The organism is Halalkalicoccus tibetensis (assembly GCF_037996645.1).
Lineage (GTDB): Archaea > Halobacteriota > Halobacteria > Halobacteriales > Halalkalicoccaceae > Halalkalicoccus > Halalkalicoccus tibetensis.
In genome coordinates, this window is sequence record NZ_JBBMXV010000003.1 from 649,880 (window position 1) to 669,749 (window position 19,870).

Sequence of the window (19,870 nt, forward strand, 5' to 3'; positions counted from 1 at the left end):
ATCGCCGCCTGAATCGCCGTCTTTCCCATAGTAGTTACCAGGCACACGAGTCGCTCACTTACGCTCCGTTCTCGGCTAGGAAATCGTTTAGTAGGACAGGTACGTATTACTAATTGGTATGACGAAGACCGTCTCGGCGAAGGTCCCCGATGAACTGAAAGAGGAGCTCGAGCGCGAGGGGATCAACGTCAGCGAGGTCATCCGTGATGCACTCAGCGAGGAGCTCGCAGAACGGCGACGGGAGACCCTTCAGAACGACGTGGCCGACCTCCGTGAACGGGTCGGCAACAGTGTTTCGACCGAGACGATCGTCGATTCGGTTCGCGAGACGCGCGAGGAACGATAGATGGCAAATCGTCGGCTGTTCGACGCGAGCGCGCTTGTGGACGTCATTCTCGGCGAGGGCAGCGGAACGGTCGGCATCGACGTCGTCTTCGACGAGGTCTTGTTGGACTTGACGCGGTATGAGGCAGCGAACGCCCTCTGGAAGATCGCGGTCGCTCGTGATCTGCTCTCCGACGATGAGCTCCGGACTGCGGTCGATATACTGGGACGGCTCGATAACGAGGTGCGGTTCGAGAGCGCGACCGGGGCCGAACTACATCGAACGATGCAGGTCGCCCATCGAGACGGTCTCACGTTCTACAACGCGTCGTATCTCTCGATCGCGGAGCGCGACGATCTCTCCCTCGTCACTGAGGACGGGGCGCTCCGGGATGCGGCGATCCGACAGGACGTTCCGACCGAGACGGTCCGTGAGATCGGTGAGTAGCGGCTTCGATTTCCGGTGGCGCCGGACACTCGTCGATCTCCTCGTTGTTTTCGAGAGAGCACCGAACTTCCGAGGCGATGCCCGACCCGGCGATTTCTGATGGCGAGGCGTACGGCCGGGCTGTCGCTGTACTCTTACCCTACTACGGGCTGCGTTTCCCGTAAGTCCGCAACACGAGTTCGGGTGCGTTTTCGATCCGTTCGAGGAGGGCATCGAGGAACGCCTCCGCGTCCCGGTCGCCGAGGACGCGCGTATCATAGACCAGCGACAGCGAGAGACATCGCTCGAGGGAGACGCCGTTCTCGGCCGGGACGGCCCGCCGCCGTGAACTGTTTACGAGCAGACCGGCCGCCGTCGGCGCTTCGATCAGGGACTCGACGTCGTCGACCTCCGATTCGAGCCCTAACGCGAACGTCGCACGACCGTCGCTCATGCCGCTCGCGATTGCCTCGTCGACGACCTCGTGGCGCGTCTCGACGAGCTCCGCGAACGACAGCTCCTCGACGCCGTCGATGACAGGTGTGAGCAGTTCCCCGTCCGATTCGGCCGCGACGGCGACGTCCTGTCGGGTATGGAGGTGATGGGTCTCGTCCTCGATCGTCGCGTTGAACGCGGGGTGATCGATCAGTGTTGCCGAGACGGCCACCAGCAACACGTCCAACGGCGACGGTTCGACGTCGAAGGCCTGCCCTGCGAACTCGGTCGTCTCCATCAGCGCGTCGGCCTCCTCGCCGTCGATCACGAGCGTCGCAGTCCGGTACTGCCCTGGCCGGACGGCGGCGCGCTCGCCTTCGGCGGCCGCAGCTTCGATCGCTTCCGACGGCGTATCGTCGGCCGCTGCCTCGACGTCAGCCTCGGTGATCGCCCCCTGGGGACCCGAACCCTCGACCGTCATGAGATCGACGCCGATCTCCTCCGCACGGCGTTCAGCCCGCGGGGAGGCTTTGATCTGTTCAGCGGTCGTTCTCCCGGTCGAGCCAGTATCCTCGGCCGCTGCCGCCGCTTCGACATCGTCTTCGGTGATCGCCCCCTGTGGGCCACTCCCGTCGACGTCGGCGAGGCCAACGCCGAGCTCCTCCGCCCGGCGTTCGGCCCGCGGTGAGGCCTTTATGTCCACGCTTTCGGCTGTCTCGGCATCCGTACTCGTCCCCGCCGTTTCGCCGCCCTCCGAGGGTGTGCCCTCCAGCGCCGAATCAGCCGATTCCGTCGTCTCGTCAGATCCGGGCTCGTCCAACCCCTCATCAGTCTCGAACTCGGCTTGTAGATCGGCGATGTCCTCATCGGCGCCGGCGACGATCCCGATCGGCGTTCCCGGTGGAACCGACTCACCTTCCTCCAGCGCCGTCATTCTGAGTACGCCGTCTTCGCGCGCCTCGATCTCGCCGATGCTCTTCTCGGACTCGATCTCGGCGATCACCTCGTCTTCCGCGACGGAGTCGCCCTCCTCGAGGTGCCACTCGAGCATCGTCCCCTGCTCCATCTCCAGCCCGAGCTTCGGCATCTTGACAACATATCCCATGACACCATGCAACGTAGGCTGCCGATAAAATCCCTTTCCTGCTGAACGATCCTGGGACACCAAGGACTGGTGATCTGGTTCGGAATCGTTCTTCGAGTAGTCGGCTCCGAGATGCCGAATCCGATGCCAACGCTTTTCATATTACTCAATAAGTTGCATATTATGCAAGAAAATGCGAGTGTTTCCCTTGATGTTCCTCTGCCGGAGAAGCGCGTGTTCCGATACCAGGCGATGCAGGACGTCCTCCAGCAACTGATCACGGATCCGTTCGACGAGTTCACACAGCAGGAACTGGCGATGTCGATAGTGTAGGGACGAAGCGTGGTGGTCTCCGGAGGAGTGGATGGATGAACGAGGCAGTGACTGTGTCACGTTCAACTTCGAGCCCGATCGTAACCGAAGGTGTCAGTAGGATAACCGTCCATTTCTGCTCCAGTTCGACCGACTCAGCTATGTCACAACAGAACGTAGAGCACCCCCATCACGTACACACCCAGGATGAGGTAGCTCTCGGTACCGATCCGCGCCCCGAGTCCCTCTGACTCCCGGCGGACGAACATGATCAGGAGAATACTGCTCATGAGGACGGTGATAACGGTGAGAAACGGGATCTCGACGGTCACACCGCCGTAGATCGGACCGTCGCGATAGGCGAAGTCAGCGATCGCGATGATGAGCGTATCGAAGACGTTGCCGCCGATGATGTCCCCGATCGCCAGCGCCACCGCGCCGCGTCTGACCGCCGAGACGGCCGTGACCAGCTCCGGCAGCGACGAGGCGATCGCCATCCCCGTCATCCCGACGAGCATCGGCGGCGCGCCCGTCTCATCGATCAGCCCCTGGCCGCTAAACGAGATCAGCCAGCCGGCACCGCCGATGAGTGCGGCAAAGACCAGAAACCGGCCGACGAGCCGGCCAGTCAGCTCCACCTCTACGTCGTCTTCGTCGCCGGCTACCTGCTTTCGGATCTCGGCGGTCAGCCGACGAGAGTACCACTTCGGCTCGATCTCGGAGGTCTGGATCATTCGAAAGCCGGCGAAGACGGCAGTGATGAGCAGGTACGACACCGGATGGACGCCAAAGAGAGCGACCCCGCCGGGGGCCAACATCGCAAGCAGGATGAGCGTCAGCAGGGAAATCAGGACCGCGAGCTGCATGAGGCTCGCTGCCACCGTCACCTCCCGGCCGAGTGGCCCGCGTCGCATCGCCGCATCCGCAACGGCGATGAAAACGGTCTGGGCGGCGATCCCGCCGATCGCGTTGCTCACCGATAGCGTCGCCTGCCCGGCGAGAGCCGTATCGAACGAGATGATGACGCCGGGCAGTGACGTCGTCGCCCCCAGAAAGATCAGGCCGCCGAGCGTCTGTGCGATACCGATGGCATCGGCGAGCTCCTCGGCCGCGCGGCTGAGCCGTGGCCCGACGAACAACACGGCGGCAGCACCGAACACGAACAGCGCGATTAGATCCCACATTTTTCCTCAGCGCCCGGTACCGAGACCAGGGTGAACTAGGTGGCGGATCACCGATCAACCAGTGATAATTGGTACTTCGATGGTTCTCCTTCTCTTGGCACCGTTCCGGTTCTATCGCGAGACTTTTCCTATTAGAAATTGATTGCATAATATGCAAGAACAAGCGACCGTCTCCCTAGACGTTCCTCTGCCGGAGAAGCGCGTGTTCCGGTACCAGGCGATGCAGGACATCCTCCAGCAGTTGATCACTGATCCGTTCGGTGAGTTCACACAGCAGGAACTGGCGATGATGATCGATGCCGACGTCTCATCGGTGTCACGATCGGTCGATCTACTCGATCGACTCGGCGTACTCGCGATCGATACAGGACGACCGGCCCGGATTCGACTGGACCCCGATCATCTCTCCTGTTCGGATCCGCTGTTCCTGATCGCCCAATCCGAGTTCCGAAAGCCGATACGGGCGTTTCGTGATACGCTCGAGAGCCGTGTCGACTCGACCAGAAGCATCGAGGGCGTCGTCGGCATCGTACTGTATGGAAGCGTCGCACGCGGGACCGCGGATCGTCGCAGCGACATCGATCTCCTGGTAGTTCTCGATGGCGATACGAACCACGGACGACGGCTCGTCTCACGTATCGAGCGCGATCTCGGGGAGGAATCGTTCGATGGCGATCGCTACGAGTTCGACGTTCGCGTCGAGACGCTCGAAAGCTCGCTGTCGGTCACCGATGCGCTTCGGTCCGTTTTCGACGACGGGATCGTCATAGAGCGAACCGAGACGCTGGGGAACCTCCGACGGACCGTCTATGAGCATACGGGACCTCGAGAGGACTGACTCTCGACCACGTCGTTTCGCGATCACGATAGAGAACTGAGCACCCGTCCCTGAGCGATAGAACCGTGATCCGGTGCATCTGCTACTGAGACCCCGAGCGAAGGGAGCAGTACTGGGCGAAGCGCCCTTTCTCTCTACGTCGTCATTCTTTGAGTTGGTCGAGTGCCTGACCGATCCACTCCGGATCGAAGGTCGTTTCGCACTTCTTGACTCGCCCGCCCTGGCCGCGTGATTCGATCCACGTGTTGACCAGTCCGATGGTCTCGAGCTCCCTGAGAACATCTCGAACGGCTCGTTCACCGAGCGCGCTTTCCGGGCGTATTCTCTCCGTTGCGTCTACGATCTCGCTCGTCGTGACCGATTTGGCGATCTCGCCCGTAGCCTTGTCGCGCCAGAACGCCATGCCGGAGAGAACGACTAAGCAGTTGTACGGAAGTGCCTTCAGCTTCTCGAGAGTTGCCTCCTTGTTCGTTGCATCGAGGCTATCGTCGATACATGCTTTTGTGATCCGTGCCTGTCCGCGTTCGTTCGCGAGCTCGCCGGCGTTCCGAAACAGGCTTATCGTCTTGCGAGCGTCCCCCCATCGCTTCGACGCCTCCCTGATACCGTACGAACGAACCTCGTCGGGCACTGCTCCATCCCTGAAGCCCTGCTCGAGACGAGGATGAAGCAGTTTGTCGAGACGTCCCATATCGTACGGCCCGAAATACACCGATTCCTCGCCCATCGCGCTTTCAACTCGGCTATCGAGTCGGAGATCGACATCGATGAGTTGGTTGCTGATGAGCCATGCCGAGAGGGTGATGTCTCGCTTGAGCTTCCCTTCGCCACGCAGCAGTCGATAGAAGAAGTCGCTGACATCGTAGTTCGAGTCGTGTTTGATGTGATCGACCTCATCGAGGAGGAGGATCGTATACTCCGGGTACTCCTCCAAGGTGGTCCAGATGCCCTCGAAGATTCCGTCGAGCCCTTCGTATGCCTTCTTCCGTTCACCAGCCACCTCGAGGAGGATCTCGTTTGCGGCGCTGAACAGCGTGCGACACTCCTTCAAGTTCACGTATTCGACGGCACAGTCGCTGTGGCGGCTGGCGAACTCCCGACAGACACGGCGAGTCGTGAGCGTCTTTCCGGTTCCTGGCGGACCGTGGATCGAAACCGTCGGCGGAAGATACCCCTCGTTGACGCCGTTGAGAATCGACGCGAGCTCCGCTTCCTTGGGATCGCGAGCGATGATCTCGTCGGGTTCGGTTAGCGGGTCGAGTGCACCTTTATCGATGAAGACGCTGTCCTCGTTTGCAGCCGCCGTGAAGAGGTCGTCATACTTACTCATGGTGGATTTCAGCGGAATTACGTGTATCTATGTAGCCGGGGATCATATCTTTTCCCAACCTAGAGATTTCATATATATACACAAGAGATTGAATATACGACCCGAGACGTCTATGAAGCGGCTCTCAGTTCTCCTTTCGATTGCTGATCACACCCAGTTTAGCATCACTACTACGAACGACGGTTCGATTCGGGTCGGTCTCTCGAAACCAGAGCTTAAGCGGTGGACCCTCGTTGAGGGGGGTATGCCGTCGCTTTCGATCCCGGAAATCGAGGATCGATCCGGGATGGAGAAACAGACCAGTGAGACGCTCAACGAGTACCTGCGGCGGGTGGGCGAACGCACCGATCTCCCGTCCGAGGACATCGAGGCGGTCATCGACCACGCGGCCCACACGCAGTTCGGCCCGGAGCCGACCACCGGTGGCGACGTCAGCACCGACGTGCCGATCGAGCGGTTCCTCCGGGCGGCCGACGAAATCGGCGAGCGAGAGCCCGAGCGATCGACCGAAAACGACGAGACCGAAAGCGACGATTCGGAGGTCCATATCGGGCTGGGCGCGCGCAACAACGCCGCCCGGAGCGCCGGTTCGACCGCCACCTCGGGCACCACCGAGACGTCCGACTCCGGGACGAGCCGCCGGTCGTTCGTCCTCCCCGTCGTGTTGGTGCTCGGGGTCGTCGTGCTCGCCGCCGGCGTGCTCTTCGTCGGCGGCGGCCAGCTCCCGGCCACCGACGCCGGCCCGGAGTCGACCGACGGCGAGCCCGAGCCCTCGGGCGACGATGAGCCCGACACGATCGACTCCGCGGCCGACGCGGAGGGCGATCTGGAGGTGACTGACATGGCTGTCGACGCCTCGCTCGAGCCCGACGAGGAGTTCGTCGAGCTCACCAACGCCGGCGACGCCACCCTCGACATGTCCGACTGGACCGTCCGCGACCGCGAGGGCGGCGCGGTCGACGAGCGCGGCATCGAACCCGTCACCTTCCCCGAGGAGTTCACCCTCGAGCCCGGCGAGAGCGTCCGGATCGTCACCGGACCCGGCGAGGACACCGCCGACACCGTCCACTGGGGCTCCGAGACGCGCAACTGGCACGAGGACGGCGACGTGATCGTCGTCCTCGACGGCGACGGCGAGGAGGTGCTCGCCAGCGAGTACGGCTCGCCGCCGTAGACGTTCGAACCGACCCCTCACTCCTCGGTCTCGTCGCCCTCCCAGCCCTCCGAGAAGACGCACTCGTCGGGAACGCCGAACCCCGAGATGAATATCCGTTCCCGGCATCGCCGCGAGCAGAACGCCGACGGGAACCCACCACACTATCGTGATTCTTCCGAGCATCGAGCGAAGCGGGGAAGCGCCGTCATCCCTCTCCCCGGCTACTCCAGCGAGTCGGTCATCGTCACGCCAGCGAACTCGAAGCGGGCACCGCCCTCCGTGCCCTCGGTCACCGACGTCTCCCAGCCGTGTGCGCTCGCGATCCGCGCAACGATCGTGAGCCCGTAGCCCGTCCCGTCCTCCCGGGTCGAGTAGCCCTGATCGAACGCGAACTTCCCGACCGATTCCGGGATCCCCGGCCCGTCGTCCTCGATGTAGAACCCCGACTGATCCGGCAGCCGCCCGACGCGGACGGCCACCGACGATCCGGCGTGTTCGACGCTGTCGTCGGCCTTCGGCCGACTGCTCGTTGAACCGTGTTCAACGCTGTCGCCGGGATTCGGTGGATCCCGGCTGCAAGTCGAGCCATGCTCGACACTGTTGCGAAAGACGTTGCTCAACAGCGCGTAGACACGGCTGCTGTCGGCCTCGATGCTCCCGAGGCCCTCGACGATCTCCAGGCTCGCGTCCTCGGTCCCGACCTCCTCCCAGGCGTCGAGAACGTGCTGTCGAAGCGAGATGTACTCCCGTTCGCCGATGTCCGCGCCGTTTCGCGAGAGCATGAGGACGTCCTCGACGAGCTCCTCGATCCGTGCCAGCGCGTCGGCGACCTGCCGGAGCTCCTCCGAGTCGTCCTCCTCGCGCGCGATCTCGGTGTAGCCCTGGGCCGACTGGAGCGGGTTCCGGATGTCGTGGGTCAGGATGCTCGCGAACTCGTCGAGGCGTTCGCGTTCCCGTTGGAGCTGGGTTCGGCGTTGCTTCTGCTCGCTGATGTCCCTGATGACTCCCGTGAACAGGCGCTGCCCGTCGAGTCTGTGCTCGCGGATGCTGATCAGCGTCGGGACCTCGTGGACCTCCTTGTGGAGCGCGGGGAGCTCGATCCCCTCCCACTCGATATGGCGCTCGTTCGACGCCAGATACGACTCGAGCGCCTCGGCATGGACCGGGCGGAGACGCTCGGGGATGATCTTCATCTTCGAGCTCCCGATCAGCTCCTCGGGGCTGTAGCCGAGGATCTCCTCGATCGCCGGGTTCGCGTGGACGATCCGGCTCTCGGCGTCGATCGTGAGCAGCCCCTCGGAGGCGTTGCGCACCAGCGTCCGATAGAAGGTCCCCGTGTCCGGTGCCTCCATGGGGGCCCCCTCCGGACTGCCGACGTCGTCGCCCATAGTGTCTCGGTCTCTAGTCGGTCGTGTATTAACTCTGGCCGCTATCGATGCTGGGATCGAACGACCCCTCGCTCCCTCTCCCTTAGATGACCGGTTCGCCTCCCACGTCCCACCCTGTTTTCTGGATCGTCAGTGAGCGGTATATGACTCCGTAGAGCGGGCCGGCTTGGCGCGGCGTCGTGTGAACGGCGTCGCCGCTTCCCCCGTAATTTGCCGGTAGACGACCTATAAGACACCGCCGCACCTGCCCGCCAACGGCTTTTCAGTCGTGCTCCCATAGCGTAGTTGATGGTACAGTCCCTCTCTATCGACGCCGACTGGAACAGTCTCTACATCGACGGCGAGTGGACCTCCTCGGAGAGCGACGAGGAGATCGTCGTCGAGGACCCCTCGACGCGCGAGGAGGTCGCGCGCGTGCCCTCCGGCACCGAGGCGGACGTCGACGCCGCCTACGAGGCCGCCGCGGAGGCACAGGCGGAATGGCAGAAGGCGCCGCCCGCGGAGCGCGAGCGGGTCGCACAGAACTTCGCGCGGACGCTCCAGGAGTACGACGAGGAGATCAAGGAGCTGCTGACCCATGAGGCGGGCGGGTCGCGGATCATGGGCGAGACGTCGGTTCAGATCGCCACCGATCAGGCGAACCAGGCCGCGACGCTCCCCCGCCAGATGGGCGGCGAGCAGCTCGAATCCAACATTCCCGGCAAGGAGAACCTCGTCCGCCGGGAGCCCCAGGGCGTCGTCACCGTCATCTCGCCGTGGAACTTCCCGCTGAACCTCTCGGGGCGGGCGATCGCGCCCGCGATCGCCTCCGGGAACGCGGTCGTCGTCAAGCCCGCCTCGAACACGCCGATCACCGGCGGGCTCCTCATGGCGAAGCTCTACGAGGAGGCGGGCCTCCCCGACGGGCTGATCAACGTCGTCACCGGCAGCGGATCGGACATCGGCGACCCGATCGTCGAACACCCCGAGAGCGACGTCGTCGCCTTCACCGGCTCGACGCCCGTCGGCCGCGGGGTCGCCGCGAAGGCCGGCGAGAACGTCTCCGAGGCGGCCATGGAGCTCGGCGGCAACAACGCCCACATCGTCACCGCCGACGCCGATGTCGAGGCGGCGGTCGACTCTGCGGTGTTCGGCTCGTTCGTCCACCAGGGGCAGGTCTGCATGTCGATCAACCGCCACCTCGTCCACGAGGACGTCTACGACGACTACGTCGACCATCTCGCCGACCGCGCGGCGTCGCTCCCAGTCGGCAGCGCCCACGAGGACGACACGGTCGTCGCCCCGATCATCGACGAGGGCCAGCGCGACGAGATGCTCAAGTACGTCGAGGAGACGATCGACGCCGGCGCGACGCTCGAGACCGGCGGCGAAACCGTCGAGATGGACGGCGTCGACGACTCCCTGCTGGTGGCGCCGACGGTGCTCTCGGACGTGGACAACGACATGGCCGCCGCGTGCAACGAGCACTTCGGCCCGATCGCCCCGGTCATCCCGTTCTCTGACGTCGACGAGGCGGTCGAGCTCCACGACGACACCCAGTACGGCCTCTCGGGATCGGTCCACGCGGGCGACGTCGGTACCGGCCTGCGGATCGCAGAACGACTGGACACCGGCAACGTCCACGTCAACGACCAGCCGATCAACGACGAGGCCCACGTCCCGTTCAGCGGCACGAAGGCCTCCGGCGTCGGCGGCTACAACGGCACCGACATCATGGAGGAGTTCACCGAGAAGAAGTGGATCTCCCTGCAGCACGAGCAGCGGGAGTACCCCTTCTGATCGCGCCGGTCTTCTCTACGGGACCCACGTGATTGATCGAACGGGCCGGCCGACCGACCCGTACCGCCTGAATACCGTTGGTTATATTACTCACTCAGTATATTACTCATATCAATGGCAGCCACCGAAGACCGGATCCCCACGACCCACATCGGAAGCCTCCCGCGACCGCCGGAACTGCTCGAACTGCTGAAGGCGCGCCAGGACGGCGAGGCGGTCGACCCCGACGACTGGGATCGCACCGTCGCGGACGCCACGCAGGACGTCGTCGAGCGCCAAGCGGAGGTCGGCCTCGACGTCGCCAACAACGGCGAGCAGTCCCGCGTCTCCTTTAACTGGTACGTCGCCGACCGCCTGAGCGGCATCGACGGCAAGCGCGAACAGGAGCTCTGGGCGGACCTCCAGGAGTTCCCCGACTACGCCGAGGAGACGTTCAAGACCGACGTCATCGATCTCTCGATGCAGCCCGTCATCGCCGGCCCCATCGAATACACCGGCCACGAGGAGGCCGAGGCCGAACTCGAGGGGTTCCGCGAGGCGCTCGCGGGGAGCGACGCGGAGTTCGAGGGGACGTTCGTGACCTCGGCGTCGCCGAGCATCGTCACGGCGACCCACGTCGACGACTACTACGACGACTACGAGGAGTTCCTCTTCGCCGCCGCCGACGCGATGGCCGAGGAGTACGAGCTCGTCGCCGAGGCCGGGATGGACATCCAGATCGACGCGCCCGAACTCCTCACGGCCGGCCAGACGGCGGCGTTCGCCGACGCACCCCTCGAGGAGGTAACGGAGGTCACGCGCCTGCACGTCGAGGCGCTCAACGAGGCGCTCTCGGACATCCCCGAGGAGCGGGTCCGGCTTCACACCTGCTGGGGGAGCTACGAGGGCCCCCACCACCTCGATACGGACCTCGCCGAGATGCTGCCGGTGATCTACGAGGCCGACATCTCGGGGCTGAGCGTCGAGCAGGCCAACCCCCGCCACCAACACGAGTACCGCGCGTTCGCCGAACAGCCGCTGCCCGAGGGCTGGACGCTGATGCCGGGCGTCGTCGACGTGAAGACGAACGTCATCGACCACCCGGAGACGATCGCCGACCGGCTCGAGCGCGTCGCCAACGCGGTCGACGACTCGACGCCGCTGGTCGCCGCCCCCGACTGCGGCTTCGGCACGCAGGCCGGCATCGGGATGGTCGACCCCGAGATCGCGTGGGCGAAGCTCGAGGCGCTCGTCGAGGGCGCCGAGATCGCGACCGAGCGGCTCTTCTGACGGCGTCACCGGAACCCGTTTCACCGCCACACCAACGCTGAGGTAGCGGGCGCCCCTCCACCCACCATGGGTTCACTCAATCCCGATTTCACCGGCGAGACGGTCGTCGTCACCGGCGCCAGCTCCGGCATCGGCCGCGCAATCGCGCTGGCGTTCGGCGAGGCAGGCGCGGCAGTGCTCAACGCGGACGTTCGGGCCGATCCGAAGGACACGGACCTCGATGTGCCGACACACGAGGCCATCCGCGAGGACGGTAGGACGGCCGAATTCGTCGAGTGTGACGTCTCCGATCCCGACCAGCTGGACGTCGTCATCGAGGCGGCCCGCGAGCTCGCCGACGCCGAGGAAGGGAGCTCCTCCGGCGTCGACGTGATGATCAACAACGCGGGGGTCTACACCAAGCGCCGCTTCCGGGAGGTGACGCCCGCGGAGTTCGAGGAGGTCCACGCTGTCAACGCCCGCGGGACGTTCTTCGGGACCCAGAAGGCCGCAAACGACATGATCGACCGCGGCGAGCCGGGCGTCGTCATCAACACGGCCTCGGACACGCAGGGCCGCGCCGCGTGGGACCACTCCCACTACGCCGCGACCAAGGGCGCGATCCGGATGATCACCCGGAGTGCGGCGCTCGAACTCGCGGGCGAGGGAGTTCGAGTGAACGCCGTCGCCCCCGGACCCGTCGCCACCGAGATCCGCGAGGGCTGGAAGGAGGAAGCTCAGGAGATGGGACCCGGCGGGGAGACGCCCGACCTCCCGTTGCGGGCCGCGACGGCCGACGAGCTCCCCGGCGCATATCTGTATCTGGCGAGCGACGAGGCGAGCTACGTCACCGGCGAGACGGCCTGGGTCGACGGGGGCGGGCACGTCTCCTGACGGGACCCCCTCGGAACGCGTCCCCGTCCGAGCGGCGGACCTGCCCGTTTTGTAACCCGTTCCCGTTCATCGGATATGGAACGGACCGATAGCGACGACCCCACGGTACTGTTGACGGGCGGGACGAGCGGCATCGGCGCCATCGCTGCCCGAACGCTCGCGGAGCGGGGGGCGACGGTCGCGGTCGTCGGCCGCGACGAGGACAAGGGTACCCGGCTCGCCGACGAGCTCACGGGCTCGACGGGCGGAACCGTGCGGTTCCATCGGGCCGACCTCGCGACCCAGGACGCGGTTCGCCGGCTGGCCGAGGAGGTCACGGCCACCTACGACCGCCTCGACGTGCTCGTCCACAACGCCGGACTCTCGCGACAGGACCACACGATCACCGACGACGGGATCGAGCTGACCTTCGCGGTCAACCACCTCGCGCCGTACTTGCTCACCCACGAGCTCATGGACCCCCTCCGCGCGACGCCGGGCGCCCGAGTCGTCGTCACCGCGTCGGGGGTCCACAGGCGGGGCGAACTCGCGCTCGACGACGTCCGGTTAGAGGACGGCTACGAGCCGCTCGACGCCTACGCGCGCTCGAAGCTCGCGAACGTCGCCTTCACCCTCGAACTCGCCGACCGGCTCGACGGGGAGGATATCGTCGCGAACTGCTTCCATCCGGGGTTCGTGCCCTCAACGGCGCTGTTCCGGGACGCATCGCTTCGCACGCGGCTGTTCACCCGGATCGCCGCGGTCGTCCCCGGCATCGGCACGACGCCCGAGACGGGCGCCGACCGGCTCGTCGAGCTGGCGACGGCCCCGGAGTACGGACGACGATCCGGGGGATACGTCGGGTCGGACGGCCCGGAGGAACCCGCGCCGGCCGCGACCGACCCCGACCGCCGCGAGCGCCTCTGGAACGTCAGCGCCGACCTCGTCGGCATCGATCCCGACTGGCCCTGACGGCGGTAGACCGGCTTCTCGGACTCCCTCCCCACCGTCTTCCGGACGGCTCGGCTCATTCACTCCCCGATACCCATCCTACCCTGCTCCCGGCTAGTCCTCGTTTACATACTACCTCTCGCCACCACACGAACTAGATGAACGTACGATAATTAATGGAACTACTACGCTACCAACCTAATTTTGGGTCGAATACTGCAAAAGTATTATGTAGAGGGAGATGATATGTCATCGTATGTCAAGAGCCGATTCCGGCTACGGACACATCGTGACCGAGCGCGTCCCGTCGGACGCGAACAGATACCGGTGGCATCTCCTACGTTACCTCCGTAGCTGTCGCTACCCGGCGTCGGTCGCCGAGCTGAGCGAGTACATCGCTCCCCGGGTCGGCGCGGACCCGGACGTCATCGAGGAGACGATCGAGGAGCGGGACCTGCCGGCGCTGGCCGACTGTGACGCGATCGAGTACGACCCCGGCTCGGGGCTGGCCTGCCTCTCCGAGAGGGGATCGTTCGCGGACTGCGTCCGGTCCGCGTTCGCCGTGGGCGCTCTCTCCCATCTGAAACCCCCGCGGCTCGAGTCGATCCCGAGCGAGGGGCCCGATGCCTTCGAGGCCGAGATGGCCCTGGCCCCGTCGACGCCGGAGGGCCCCTCCGGACTGTAGCGGTCTTCCCCCACGCAGCCGGAGTCGACTCCCGTTGCCGGCCCGTCACGACGGCCACCGATCCCTTTTTTGTTCGACGGACATCACGTATGCCGTGAACCGCCGCTCCGCACTGCAGACGCTCGGCCTCGGCGCTGCGGCCGGTTCGCTGTCGATGGCGGGCTGTCTCGACCGGTTCACCGCCACGCCCGTCGTCCTCGGGATCTATCCGGGCGAGGACTGGGGACGGATCGACCCCTTCGAGCGGTGGCTCGGGCGGGGCTTCGCCGTCACGACCCACTACGTCGACGCGGCGATCCCCGACGACAGCCGCCGGCAGTTCGTCTCGGAGGAGATGACGACCCAGTGGGAACGGGGGCGCGTCCCGATGGTGACTTGGCAGCCCTTCCCCCGGGAGTCGACGACGGGAAGCGTCACCCGGGCGATCGCCGCCGGGTCGTACGACGACCTCCTGTCCGCCTGGGGCGAGGATCTCGCGCGCTGGGTTTCGGACGGATCCGGCGACCGGATGTTCTACTTCCGGCCGTTCCCGGAGATGAACGGCGACTGGATCCCGTGGGGGGCCGACGCGACGACGATCGACGACTTCGTCGCGGCGTGGCGTCGCCTCCACGGGACGGTGGCCGAAACGGGTCTGACCGACGAGCAGGTCCAGTGGGTCTGGAACCCGAACGCCACCGAACACGGTAGCCACGACACCGAGTCGTACTACCCGGGTGACGAGTACGTCGACTGGATCGGGATCGACGGCTACAATTTCGGCGACAGCCGGGACGGCTCACGTTGGCAGTCCCCCGAGTCGGTGTTCGACCCGATGTTCGAGCGCCTGACCGACCTGGCCGAGAAGCCGCTCACCCTCCCCGAGTTCGGTACCACCTCCTATCGCGACGGGCGCTATCGCCCGGCCCAGAAGGCAGCGTGGATCGACGACGCCTTCGACTACATCGAGCGACGTGGGATCCGGATGGCCTGCTGGTTCAACATCGACAAGGAGACCGACTGGGCGGTCTTCGACGGCGAGCGCGGGACCGACAGCTACGCCGACGGCGACTCGCGGACCTACGACGTCTACGGGACCTATCGCGAACGCGCGACCACCGACCGCTACGTCACCAGCGAGGGCGACACGCCCATCCCGACCGATGCGTTCCGCGGTCGACTCGACTGACCGGCCCGACTGCACGCCGAGGCGGTCGTCGTCTCTCCGTTCGCGTCGGAACGAACGGGAGGACGGAGGGGCCCACGAGGGTCGTTTGCATTCATAGGCCGAAGTCTGAAACGGCTCACAGCGCTTCGTTCGGGTACGGCGGACCCCTACCGCCCGATTCTACCATGCAAGAAAACGCATTTCTCGATGCCGTCGAGCGACACGCGGATCTCGAATCGCGCGACCAAGCATACACCGTGACGAGCGCGACGCTGACCGTTCTCGGCCAGCGTATCACCGAAGGCGAGGCCGAGAACGTCGCCTCCCAGCTTCCCGCCCATCTCGACGACCTGCTGATGAGCAAGAGCGCGGAGGCCGAGGAGTTCTCGGCCGACCGGTTCGTCTCGCGGATCGACGATCGCGAGGACGTCCTGAGCGACGTCGACGCCGACGCCGAGCACCACGCCCGAGCCGTACTGACGGTGCTGGGCGACGCCGTCAGCGGAAGCGAGCTCGAGGACGCACGCGAGCAGCTCCCCGACGAGTTCGACCCGCTGTTCGAGCCCGTCGACCTGAGCGAACAGCAGTACTGACGCCGCCGATCTTTCCTCGAGTCGTACGGAGCCGCCGCTGACCTTTGATTCCGACGACCCGTTTCGTCGACGCGCAGCTCCCGCTTCCACTCGCTTCAACAATTCAAATATGTGAAATAAGAGCTATTTAGTTGTAGTTTAATAGGGGTTGTACTTACAACTCATGTTGAACTCACGATCTACGATCGCGGTCTGTCTCGTCTGCTTGACGGTCCTCCTGGCCGGCTGTGCGGGGTTCGGGACGGAGGACCCGGCGGCCGAGGCCGACGAACCCGAACCCGAGGAGGCGGACGACCTCGAGGACGCGGCCGACGCGACCGACGGCGACGACCCGGACGAAGCGAACGTCGGTAACGATGCCGACGACGAACCGACCGACGACGCTGACGACGCCTCGCCCGAAAGCGACGACACTGACGGGAGCGAGGACGACGGTGTCTTCAAACTCGACGACGGCGAGGAGGCCGACGAGGACGACGCCATCGATGCCGGCGACGGCGACGCCGTCGAGAACGACACCGACGAAACGGCGTCGGGTGCCGACGGGGAAACGAGCGATCAGCAGGACGCCGCCGACGCCGATGACGCCGATGCGGCTATCGACGACGGCGGGGAGCAGGACGCGGACGGAACGGACGAGCAGGACGACACCGATGAACAGGACGTCGATGAGGAAACGAGCGCCGACGAGGAGGGCGACACGAACGAGCAGAGCGATGAAGACGGCGACGGAACCGAGGACGTCGACGAACAGGACGCTGAGGACGGCGACGGAACCGAGGACGCCGACGAACAGGACGCCGACGACGCTGACGACGGGGAGGAGGCTCACAGCGATGACGCTGACGCCGACGAGGAGCACACCCTCACCGTCACCGCCGAGGACGTCGTGACAGGCGAGCCCGCCGACGACGCCTCCTTCCTCCTCCAGCAGGACGGCGAGACGATCGGCGAGGAACAGCACGGCGAGACGGCCACCTTCGAGGGGCTCGAGGACGGTGACTACGAGCTCGCCGTCTACGAAGCCACCGCCGACTGGGGCTACGACACGACGATCACGATCGACGGCGACGACGTCGAGCACACCGCCCAGGTCGACCGGATGTACGTCTACTGGGCGACCGTCGAAGCCACCGTCGTCGACGAGTCCGGCGACCCCCTCGAGGGTGAGACCGTGACGGTCAACGGGCAGGGGATCCCGACCGACGAGGACGGCGTCGCGCTCTACGACCGCGAGTTCCACTACGCCGACGAGACCGAGGTAATCGCCGAGTACGGCGACCAGTCCGAGACGTTCGTCTTCGATCGCGAGAACGACGACGTCGAGACGGTGACCTTCGAGGCCGACACCGAAGGCGGGGACCCCGACGAGCAACTGGCACTGACGATCGCCCCGTAGCCGTCGGACCCGGTCCGTTCCTCGCCGCTTCGACGCTCCGATCCGTCCCCGTAGTATCTTACTATGTCATATTATAGCATCTAGTCTATCGGGATCATATATGGAGAAGGTTTATCAGGGGAAACGGCGATGAACCGGTAATGAGTACTGCACAACCGGAGTACGAACACGACGCCGACGCGACCCTCGAGGGACTCCCGACCACGCTCGAATCGAGCAACTCGAAGCTCGTCTACTTCTACCTGAGCGCCGCCGACAGTGCGACCGTCGACGACCTCCAGTCGGCTCTGGACATGAAGCAGCTCGCGCTGTTCCCCGTCCTCCAGACCCTCGAAAGCGAGGACCTGATCACGCGCAACGGCGAGACATACGCCCTCGCGGCGTAAGGAGCGAGACGTTGGTTCCCGTCCTTTTCGACTCCCCAGAGCGTTCCGGCGCACCGATCGCGATCGGCAAGCCGAACGGTCACGGAACACGGCCACCACCCTGTTACACCTAGATCCATGGACATCACCGAGCTCGCCGCGGAGCTACAGGCCGACGACCCCGACCTCCCACGGGCCGAAGCGGCGTTCGTCGAGACCGTCGAAGCCGCCCAGGCGGACCTCGAGGCCGGCGAGATCGACCGCGACGAGTACGACGAACGGGTTGCGCGGGCGAGCGACCGCTACCGGAACGCGACCGAGTCGGACGGCTGATCGGCGACGGGGCCGATAGTCGGGGACGGATCGACCACGCCCCGAACGGCAGAGTCATCACGCTCGATCCGGTAGTGGAGACCCGATGGCTCAAAGCACCGCGACGTTCACCGTCGAGGGTATCGACTCCGAGGACGACAGCCACGCGATCGCCGACGAGCTCGGCGAGGTCGACGGCGTGATGGGGATCGATATCGACCCGGAGAGCGGCGAGGCGGCGGTCAAATACGACGAGGACGTCCTCGCGGAGGAGCGGGTCAAGATCACCGTTCGCGAGCTGGGATACGACGTCGAGTAACTGCCGAGGCTTTCTCACGCCTTTCAAGCGCCCTTCGGCCCTCCTCCGTGCCATATCCATTCACCCGGAAGACTTATTATATAAAACATGTGTATGAATACATAAGAGCAACAATATGTCGACTACGACCGGCTACGAGGGGCTTGATAGGGCTCATGACGGAACCGAGTTCGCCGTCCGGACGGCACGGGCGCTGTGTCTCGCTGCTGGTATCACCACGTTGATAGCCGCGGTGCTGGTCTGGGCCCTGCTGTTCTCACCGTCCCTGATCGCCCCAGCGCGGGCCGGGGCGCTGCTCGGCGCGATCGTCTTCGGGTGGAGTTCGGTCTCGCTGCTGGCCGGCGCCGTCTTCGCTGCTGCGAACACCGCCCTCTGATACCCGAAGCGGGATCGGCGAACGCTCCTTACGAACGACCCTGTAGCAACGCCGGCCCGAGCGACGTCTTCAGGCGGTTGATTTCGCTTCGCCGGACCCTCACTTCGGATCGAGCGCGCTCGCCGCCGCGCCCGCGCCGGCCTCGGGGTCGACGTCCGCGCCCCCGTCGGCCAGCACCGAGCCGAACGCCGCCATGAACTGCGTGACGTTGGCCGGCCGGGCCGAGTGACCCATACAGCCCACGCGGAAGACCTCCCCGTCGAGCGCGCCCAGCCCGCCGACGATCTCGATCCCGTGGTCCTCGATCAGGCGGTCGATAACCTCGCCGTCGTCGACGCCGTCGGGCACGCGAACGGGGTTGAGCGTCGGCAACCAGTGCTCGTCGGCCACGTTCAGCCCGATACCCATCGCCTCGACGCCCTCCTTGAGCGCGCCCGCGACGCGCTCGTGACGGTCCCACGTCCCCTCGAGGCCCTCCTCGCTCACGAGCCGAAGCGCCTCGCGCAGCGCGTACAGCGTCGAGATCGGGCCGGTGTGGTGGTAGTTGCGCTCCTCGCCCCAGTACTCCCAGACCCCCTCGAAGTCGAGATACCACGACCGGACGGGCTCCTCGCGGGTGCGGACCTTCTCGACTGCGCGCTCGTTGAACGTGATCGGGCTCGCGCCCGGCGGCGCCGAGAGACACTTCTGGGAGCCCGAGTAGACGGCGTCGACGTCCCACTCGTCGGTATGGAACTCGACGCCGCCCAGCGAGGCGACCGTGTCCGCGACGACGTAGGCGTCGTTCTCGTGGGCGATCCCGGTCAGGTCCGAAACGCTCGTCTGGCGAACCCCGGTCGAGGTCTCGCCGTGGACGAACCCGAAGACCGTCGGGGAGTGCTCGTCGAAGGCCGCCTCGACGTCCGCGGGGTCCAGCGGCTCGCCCCACGGCGCCTCGACGGTGACGACCTCGCCGCCGGCGCGTTCGGCGATCTCGCCCATTCGCGCCCCGAAGTAGCCGTTGTCGGGCACCAATACGGTCTCGCCGGGCTCGACGAGGTTTCCGAAGGCGGTCTCCATCGCGGCCGAACCGGTTCCACTGACCGCGAACGTATGCTCGTTGTCGGTCTGAAAGAGGTAGCGAAGCCCGTCCTGGACGTCGTTCATGACCTCGACGCAGTAGTCGTCGAGATAGCCGACCAGCGGCGTCGCCATCGAGCGCAGCACGCGGGGATGGACGTCGCTCGGGCCGGGGCCCATCAGCGTTCGATCCGGCGGGACGAGCTCGTCGATCTCGGGCGCGTCGTTCATACCCCCACTCTGCCCGTACCGGGGTAAAAAGCATCCGAACTACATGCTTGCGATC

General features: G+C 65.3%; 22 protein-coding genes. 17 read left to right on the forward strand and 5 right to left on the reverse strand.

The window, feature by feature from the left end; translation table 11 throughout:
* The first annotated feature begins 118 nt into the window (after nt 1-118).
* The gene (locus tag WOA58_RS11725; RefSeq protein ID WP_340604394.1) at nt 119-346 is read left to right on the forward strand and encodes a ribbon-helix-helix protein, CopG family; all 228 of its coding nucleotides are present in this window, start codon (nt 119-121) and stop codon (nt 344-346) included.
* Nucleotides 347-772 carry a type II toxin-antitoxin system VapC family toxin gene (locus tag WOA58_RS11730; RefSeq protein ID WP_340604395.1) on the forward strand — a complete coding sequence of 142 codons (426 nt, stop codon included), beginning with the start codon at nt 347-349 and terminating at the stop codon, nt 770-772.
* 142 nt (nt 773-914) lie between these two features.
* On the opposite strand, the gene WOA58_RS11735 is transcribed toward WOA58_RS11730, so the two are convergent.
* Nucleotides 915-2,291, reverse strand: a complete 1,377-nt coding sequence (locus WOA58_RS11735) for an E3 binding domain-containing protein (RefSeq protein ID WP_340604396.1) — start codon at nt 2,289-2,291, stop codon at nt 915-917.
* Between the two features lie 162 nt (nt 2,292-2,453).
* On the opposite strand from WOA58_RS11735, the gene WOA58_RS11740 reads away from it, so the two are divergent.
* Complete coding sequence (locus tag WOA58_RS11740) at nt 2,454-2,603, forward strand: hypothetical protein (protein WP_340604397.1); 150 nt, start codon at nt 2,454-2,456, stop codon at nt 2,601-2,603.
* A 143-nt stretch (nt 2,604-2,746) separates the two neighbouring features.
* Here the strand turns inward: WOA58_RS11740 and WOA58_RS11745 are convergent, their stop codons facing one another.
* Nucleotides 2,747-3,766 carry a sodium:calcium antiporter gene (locus WOA58_RS11745; RefSeq protein ID WP_340604398.1) on the reverse strand — a complete coding sequence of 340 codons (1,020 nt, stop codon included), beginning with the start codon at nt 3,764-3,766 and terminating at the stop codon, nt 2,747-2,749.
* Nucleotides 3,767-3,917: 151 nt separating this feature from the next.
* Between WOA58_RS11745 and WOA58_RS11750 the strand changes: the two genes are divergently transcribed.
* The gene (locus WOA58_RS11750; RefSeq protein ID WP_340604399.1) at nt 3,918-4,604 is read left to right on the forward strand and encodes a nucleotidyltransferase domain-containing protein; all 687 of its coding nucleotides are present in this window, start codon (nt 3,918-3,920) and stop codon (nt 4,602-4,604) included.
* 142 nt (nt 4,605-4,746) lie between these two features.
* Here WOA58_RS11750 and WOA58_RS11755 read toward each other — a convergent pair whose 3' ends face one another.
* Entirely contained in the window at nt 4,747-5,934 is a 1,188-nt protein-coding gene (locus WOA58_RS11755; protein ID WP_340604400.1) for a Cdc6/Cdc18 family protein, read from the reverse strand.
* 244 nt (nt 5,935-6,178) lie between these two features.
* Here WOA58_RS11755 and WOA58_RS11760 point away from each other — a divergent pair, with 244 nt between their 5' ends.
* Nucleotides 6,179-7,108 (forward strand): lamin tail domain-containing protein, encoded by a 930-nt coding sequence (locus WOA58_RS11760; protein WP_340604401.1) that lies wholly within the window; start codon nt 6,179-6,181, stop codon nt 7,106-7,108.
* 203 nt (nt 7,109-7,311) lie between these two features.
* Here WOA58_RS11760 and WOA58_RS11765 read toward each other — a convergent pair whose 3' ends face one another.
* A complete protein-coding gene (locus WOA58_RS11765) occupies nt 7,312-8,478 on the reverse strand; it encodes a PAS domain S-box protein (protein WP_340604402.1) in 1,167 nt (388 codons plus the stop codon).
* 288 nt (nt 8,479-8,766) lie between these two features.
* On the opposite strand from WOA58_RS11765, the gene WOA58_RS11770 reads away from it, so the two are divergent.
* The 12 genes from WOA58_RS11770 to WOA58_RS11825 all read left to right on the forward strand — a co-directional run bounded on the left by WOA58_RS11770 (nt 8,767) and on the right by WOA58_RS11825 (nt 18,525).
* Complete coding sequence (locus tag WOA58_RS11770; RefSeq protein ID WP_340604403.1) at nt 8,767-10,257, forward strand: aldehyde dehydrogenase family protein; 1,491 nt, start codon at nt 8,767-8,769, stop codon at nt 10,255-10,257.
* 114 nt (nt 10,258-10,371) lie between these two features.
* On the forward strand, nt 10,372-11,526 hold the full coding sequence (locus tag WOA58_RS11775; protein WP_340604405.1) for a cobalamin-independent methionine synthase II family protein: 1,155 nt from the start codon (nt 10,372-10,374) through the stop codon (nt 11,524-11,526).
* A gap of 66 nt (nt 11,527-11,592) precedes the next feature.
* Nucleotides 11,593-12,399: an SDR family NAD(P)-dependent oxidoreductase gene (locus WOA58_RS11780; RefSeq protein WP_340604406.1), complete on the forward strand. Its 807-nt coding sequence runs from the start codon at nt 11,593-11,595 to the stop codon at nt 12,397-12,399.
* 75 nt (nt 12,400-12,474) lie between these two features.
* A complete protein-coding gene (locus tag WOA58_RS11785) occupies nt 12,475-13,350 on the forward strand; it encodes an SDR family oxidoreductase (RefSeq protein ID WP_340604407.1) in 876 nt (291 codons plus the stop codon).
* 235 nt (nt 13,351-13,585) lie between these two features.
* The gene (locus WOA58_RS11790) at nt 13,586-14,014 is read left to right on the forward strand and encodes a hypothetical protein (protein WP_340604408.1); all 429 of its coding nucleotides are present in this window, start codon (nt 13,586-13,588) and stop codon (nt 14,012-14,014) included.
* A 94-nt stretch (nt 14,015-14,108) separates the two neighbouring features.
* Nucleotides 14,109-15,182: a glycoside hydrolase family 26 protein gene (locus WOA58_RS11795; RefSeq protein WP_340604409.1), complete on the forward strand. Its 1,074-nt coding sequence runs from the start codon at nt 14,109-14,111 to the stop codon at nt 15,180-15,182.
* 164 nt (nt 15,183-15,346) lie between these two features.
* The gene (locus tag WOA58_RS11800) at nt 15,347-15,754 is read left to right on the forward strand and encodes a DUF2267 domain-containing protein (protein ID WP_340604410.1); all 408 of its coding nucleotides are present in this window, start codon (nt 15,347-15,349) and stop codon (nt 15,752-15,754) included.
* A 166-nt stretch (nt 15,755-15,920) separates the two neighbouring features.
* Nucleotides 15,921-17,153, forward strand: coding sequence for a hypothetical protein (locus tag WOA58_RS11805; RefSeq protein ID WP_340604411.1), 1,233 nt, complete (start codon nt 15,921-15,923; stop codon nt 17,151-17,153).
* A gap of 140 nt (nt 17,154-17,293) precedes the next feature.
* Nucleotides 17,294-17,539 (forward strand): TrmB family transcriptional regulator, encoded by a 246-nt coding sequence (locus tag WOA58_RS11810; protein ID WP_340604412.1) that lies wholly within the window; start codon nt 17,294-17,296, stop codon nt 17,537-17,539.
* Nucleotides 17,540-17,656: 117 nt separating this feature from the next.
* On the forward strand, nt 17,657-17,851 hold the full coding sequence (locus tag WOA58_RS11815) for a hypothetical protein (protein ID WP_340604413.1): 195 nt from the start codon (nt 17,657-17,659) through the stop codon (nt 17,849-17,851).
* Between the two features lie 85 nt (nt 17,852-17,936).
* Nucleotides 17,937-18,149, forward strand: a complete 213-nt coding sequence (locus WOA58_RS11820) for a heavy-metal-associated domain-containing protein (RefSeq protein WP_340604414.1) — start codon at nt 17,937-17,939, stop codon at nt 18,147-18,149.
* A gap of 115 nt (nt 18,150-18,264) precedes the next feature.
* Nucleotides 18,265-18,525 carry a hypothetical protein gene (locus WOA58_RS11825; protein WP_340604415.1) on the forward strand — a complete coding sequence of 87 codons (261 nt, stop codon included), beginning with the start codon at nt 18,265-18,267 and terminating at the stop codon, nt 18,523-18,525.
* A 99-nt stretch (nt 18,526-18,624) separates the two neighbouring features.
* On the opposite strand, the gene WOA58_RS11830 is transcribed toward WOA58_RS11825, so the two are convergent.
* Nucleotides 18,625-19,815 carry a pyridoxal-phosphate-dependent aminotransferase family protein gene (locus tag WOA58_RS11830; RefSeq protein ID WP_340604416.1) on the reverse strand — a complete coding sequence of 397 codons (1,191 nt, stop codon included), beginning with the start codon at nt 19,813-19,815 and terminating at the stop codon, nt 18,625-18,627.
* Nucleotides 19,816-19,870 lie beyond the last annotated feature (55 nt).

Excerpts from the sequence above, each read along its gene's own strand:
- WOA58_RS11735 (WP_340604396.1), bottom strand. The coding sequence starts at position 2,291 with ATGGGATATGTTGTCAAGATGCCGAAGCTCGGGCTGGAGATGGAGCAG.
- WOA58_RS11745 (WP_340604398.1), bottom strand. The coding sequence starts at position 3,766 with ATGTGGGATCTAATCGCGCTGTTCGTGTTCGGTGCTGCCGCCGTGTTG.
- WOA58_RS11820 (WP_340604414.1), top strand. The coding sequence starts at position 17,937 with ATGGCTCAAAGCACCGCGACGTTCACCGTCGAGGGTATCGACTCCGAG.
- WOA58_RS11825 (WP_340604415.1), top strand. The coding sequence starts at position 18,265 with ATGTCGACTACGACCGGCTACGAGGGGCTTGATAGGGCTCATGACGGA.
- WOA58_RS11800 (WP_340604410.1), top strand. The coding sequence starts at position 15,347 with ATGCAAGAAAACGCATTTCTCGATGCCGTCGAGCGACACGCGGATCTC.
- WOA58_RS11785 (WP_340604407.1), top strand. The coding sequence starts at position 12,475 with ATGGAACGGACCGATAGCGACGACCCCACGGTACTGTTGACGGGCGGG.
- WOA58_RS11815 (WP_340604413.1), top strand. The coding sequence starts at position 17,657 with ATGGACATCACCGAGCTCGCCGCGGAGCTACAGGCCGACGACCCCGAC.
- WOA58_RS11750 (WP_340604399.1), top strand. The coding sequence starts at position 3,918 with ATGCAAGAACAAGCGACCGTCTCCCTAGACGTTCCTCTGCCGGAGAAG.
- WOA58_RS11780 (WP_340604406.1), top strand. The coding sequence starts at position 11,593 with ATGGGTTCACTCAATCCCGATTTCACCGGCGAGACGGTCGTCGTCACC.
- WOA58_RS11790 (WP_340604408.1), top strand. The coding sequence starts at position 13,586 with ATGTCAAGAGCCGATTCCGGCTACGGACACATCGTGACCGAGCGCGTC.
- WOA58_RS11755 (WP_340604400.1), bottom strand. The coding sequence starts at position 5,934 with ATGAGTAAGTATGACGACCTCTTCACGGCGGCTGCAAACGAGGACAGC.
- WOA58_RS11765 (WP_340604402.1), bottom strand. The coding sequence starts at position 8,478 with ATGGGCGACGACGTCGGCAGTCCGGAGGGGGCCCCCATGGAGGCACCG.
- WOA58_RS11775 (WP_340604405.1), top strand. The coding sequence starts at position 10,372 with ATGGCAGCCACCGAAGACCGGATCCCCACGACCCACATCGGAAGCCTC.
- WOA58_RS11770 (WP_340604403.1), top strand. The coding sequence starts at position 8,767 with ATGGTACAGTCCCTCTCTATCGACGCCGACTGGAACAGTCTCTACATC.
- WOA58_RS11730 (WP_340604395.1), top strand. The coding sequence starts at position 347 with ATGGCAAATCGTCGGCTGTTCGACGCGAGCGCGCTTGTGGACGTCATT.
- WOA58_RS11830 (WP_340604416.1), bottom strand. The coding sequence starts at position 19,815 with ATGAACGACGCGCCCGAGATCGACGAGCTCGTCCCGCCGGATCGAACG.
- WOA58_RS11810 (WP_340604412.1), top strand. The coding sequence starts at position 17,294 with ATGAGTACTGCACAACCGGAGTACGAACACGACGCCGACGCGACCCTC.
- WOA58_RS11760 (WP_340604401.1), top strand. The coding sequence starts at position 6,179 with ATGCCGTCGCTTTCGATCCCGGAAATCGAGGATCGATCCGGGATGGAG.
- WOA58_RS11740 (WP_340604397.1), top strand. The coding sequence starts at position 2,454 with ATGCAAGAAAATGCGAGTGTTTCCCTTGATGTTCCTCTGCCGGAGAAG.
- WOA58_RS11725 (WP_340604394.1), top strand. The coding sequence starts at position 119 with ATGACGAAGACCGTCTCGGCGAAGGTCCCCGATGAACTGAAAGAGGAG.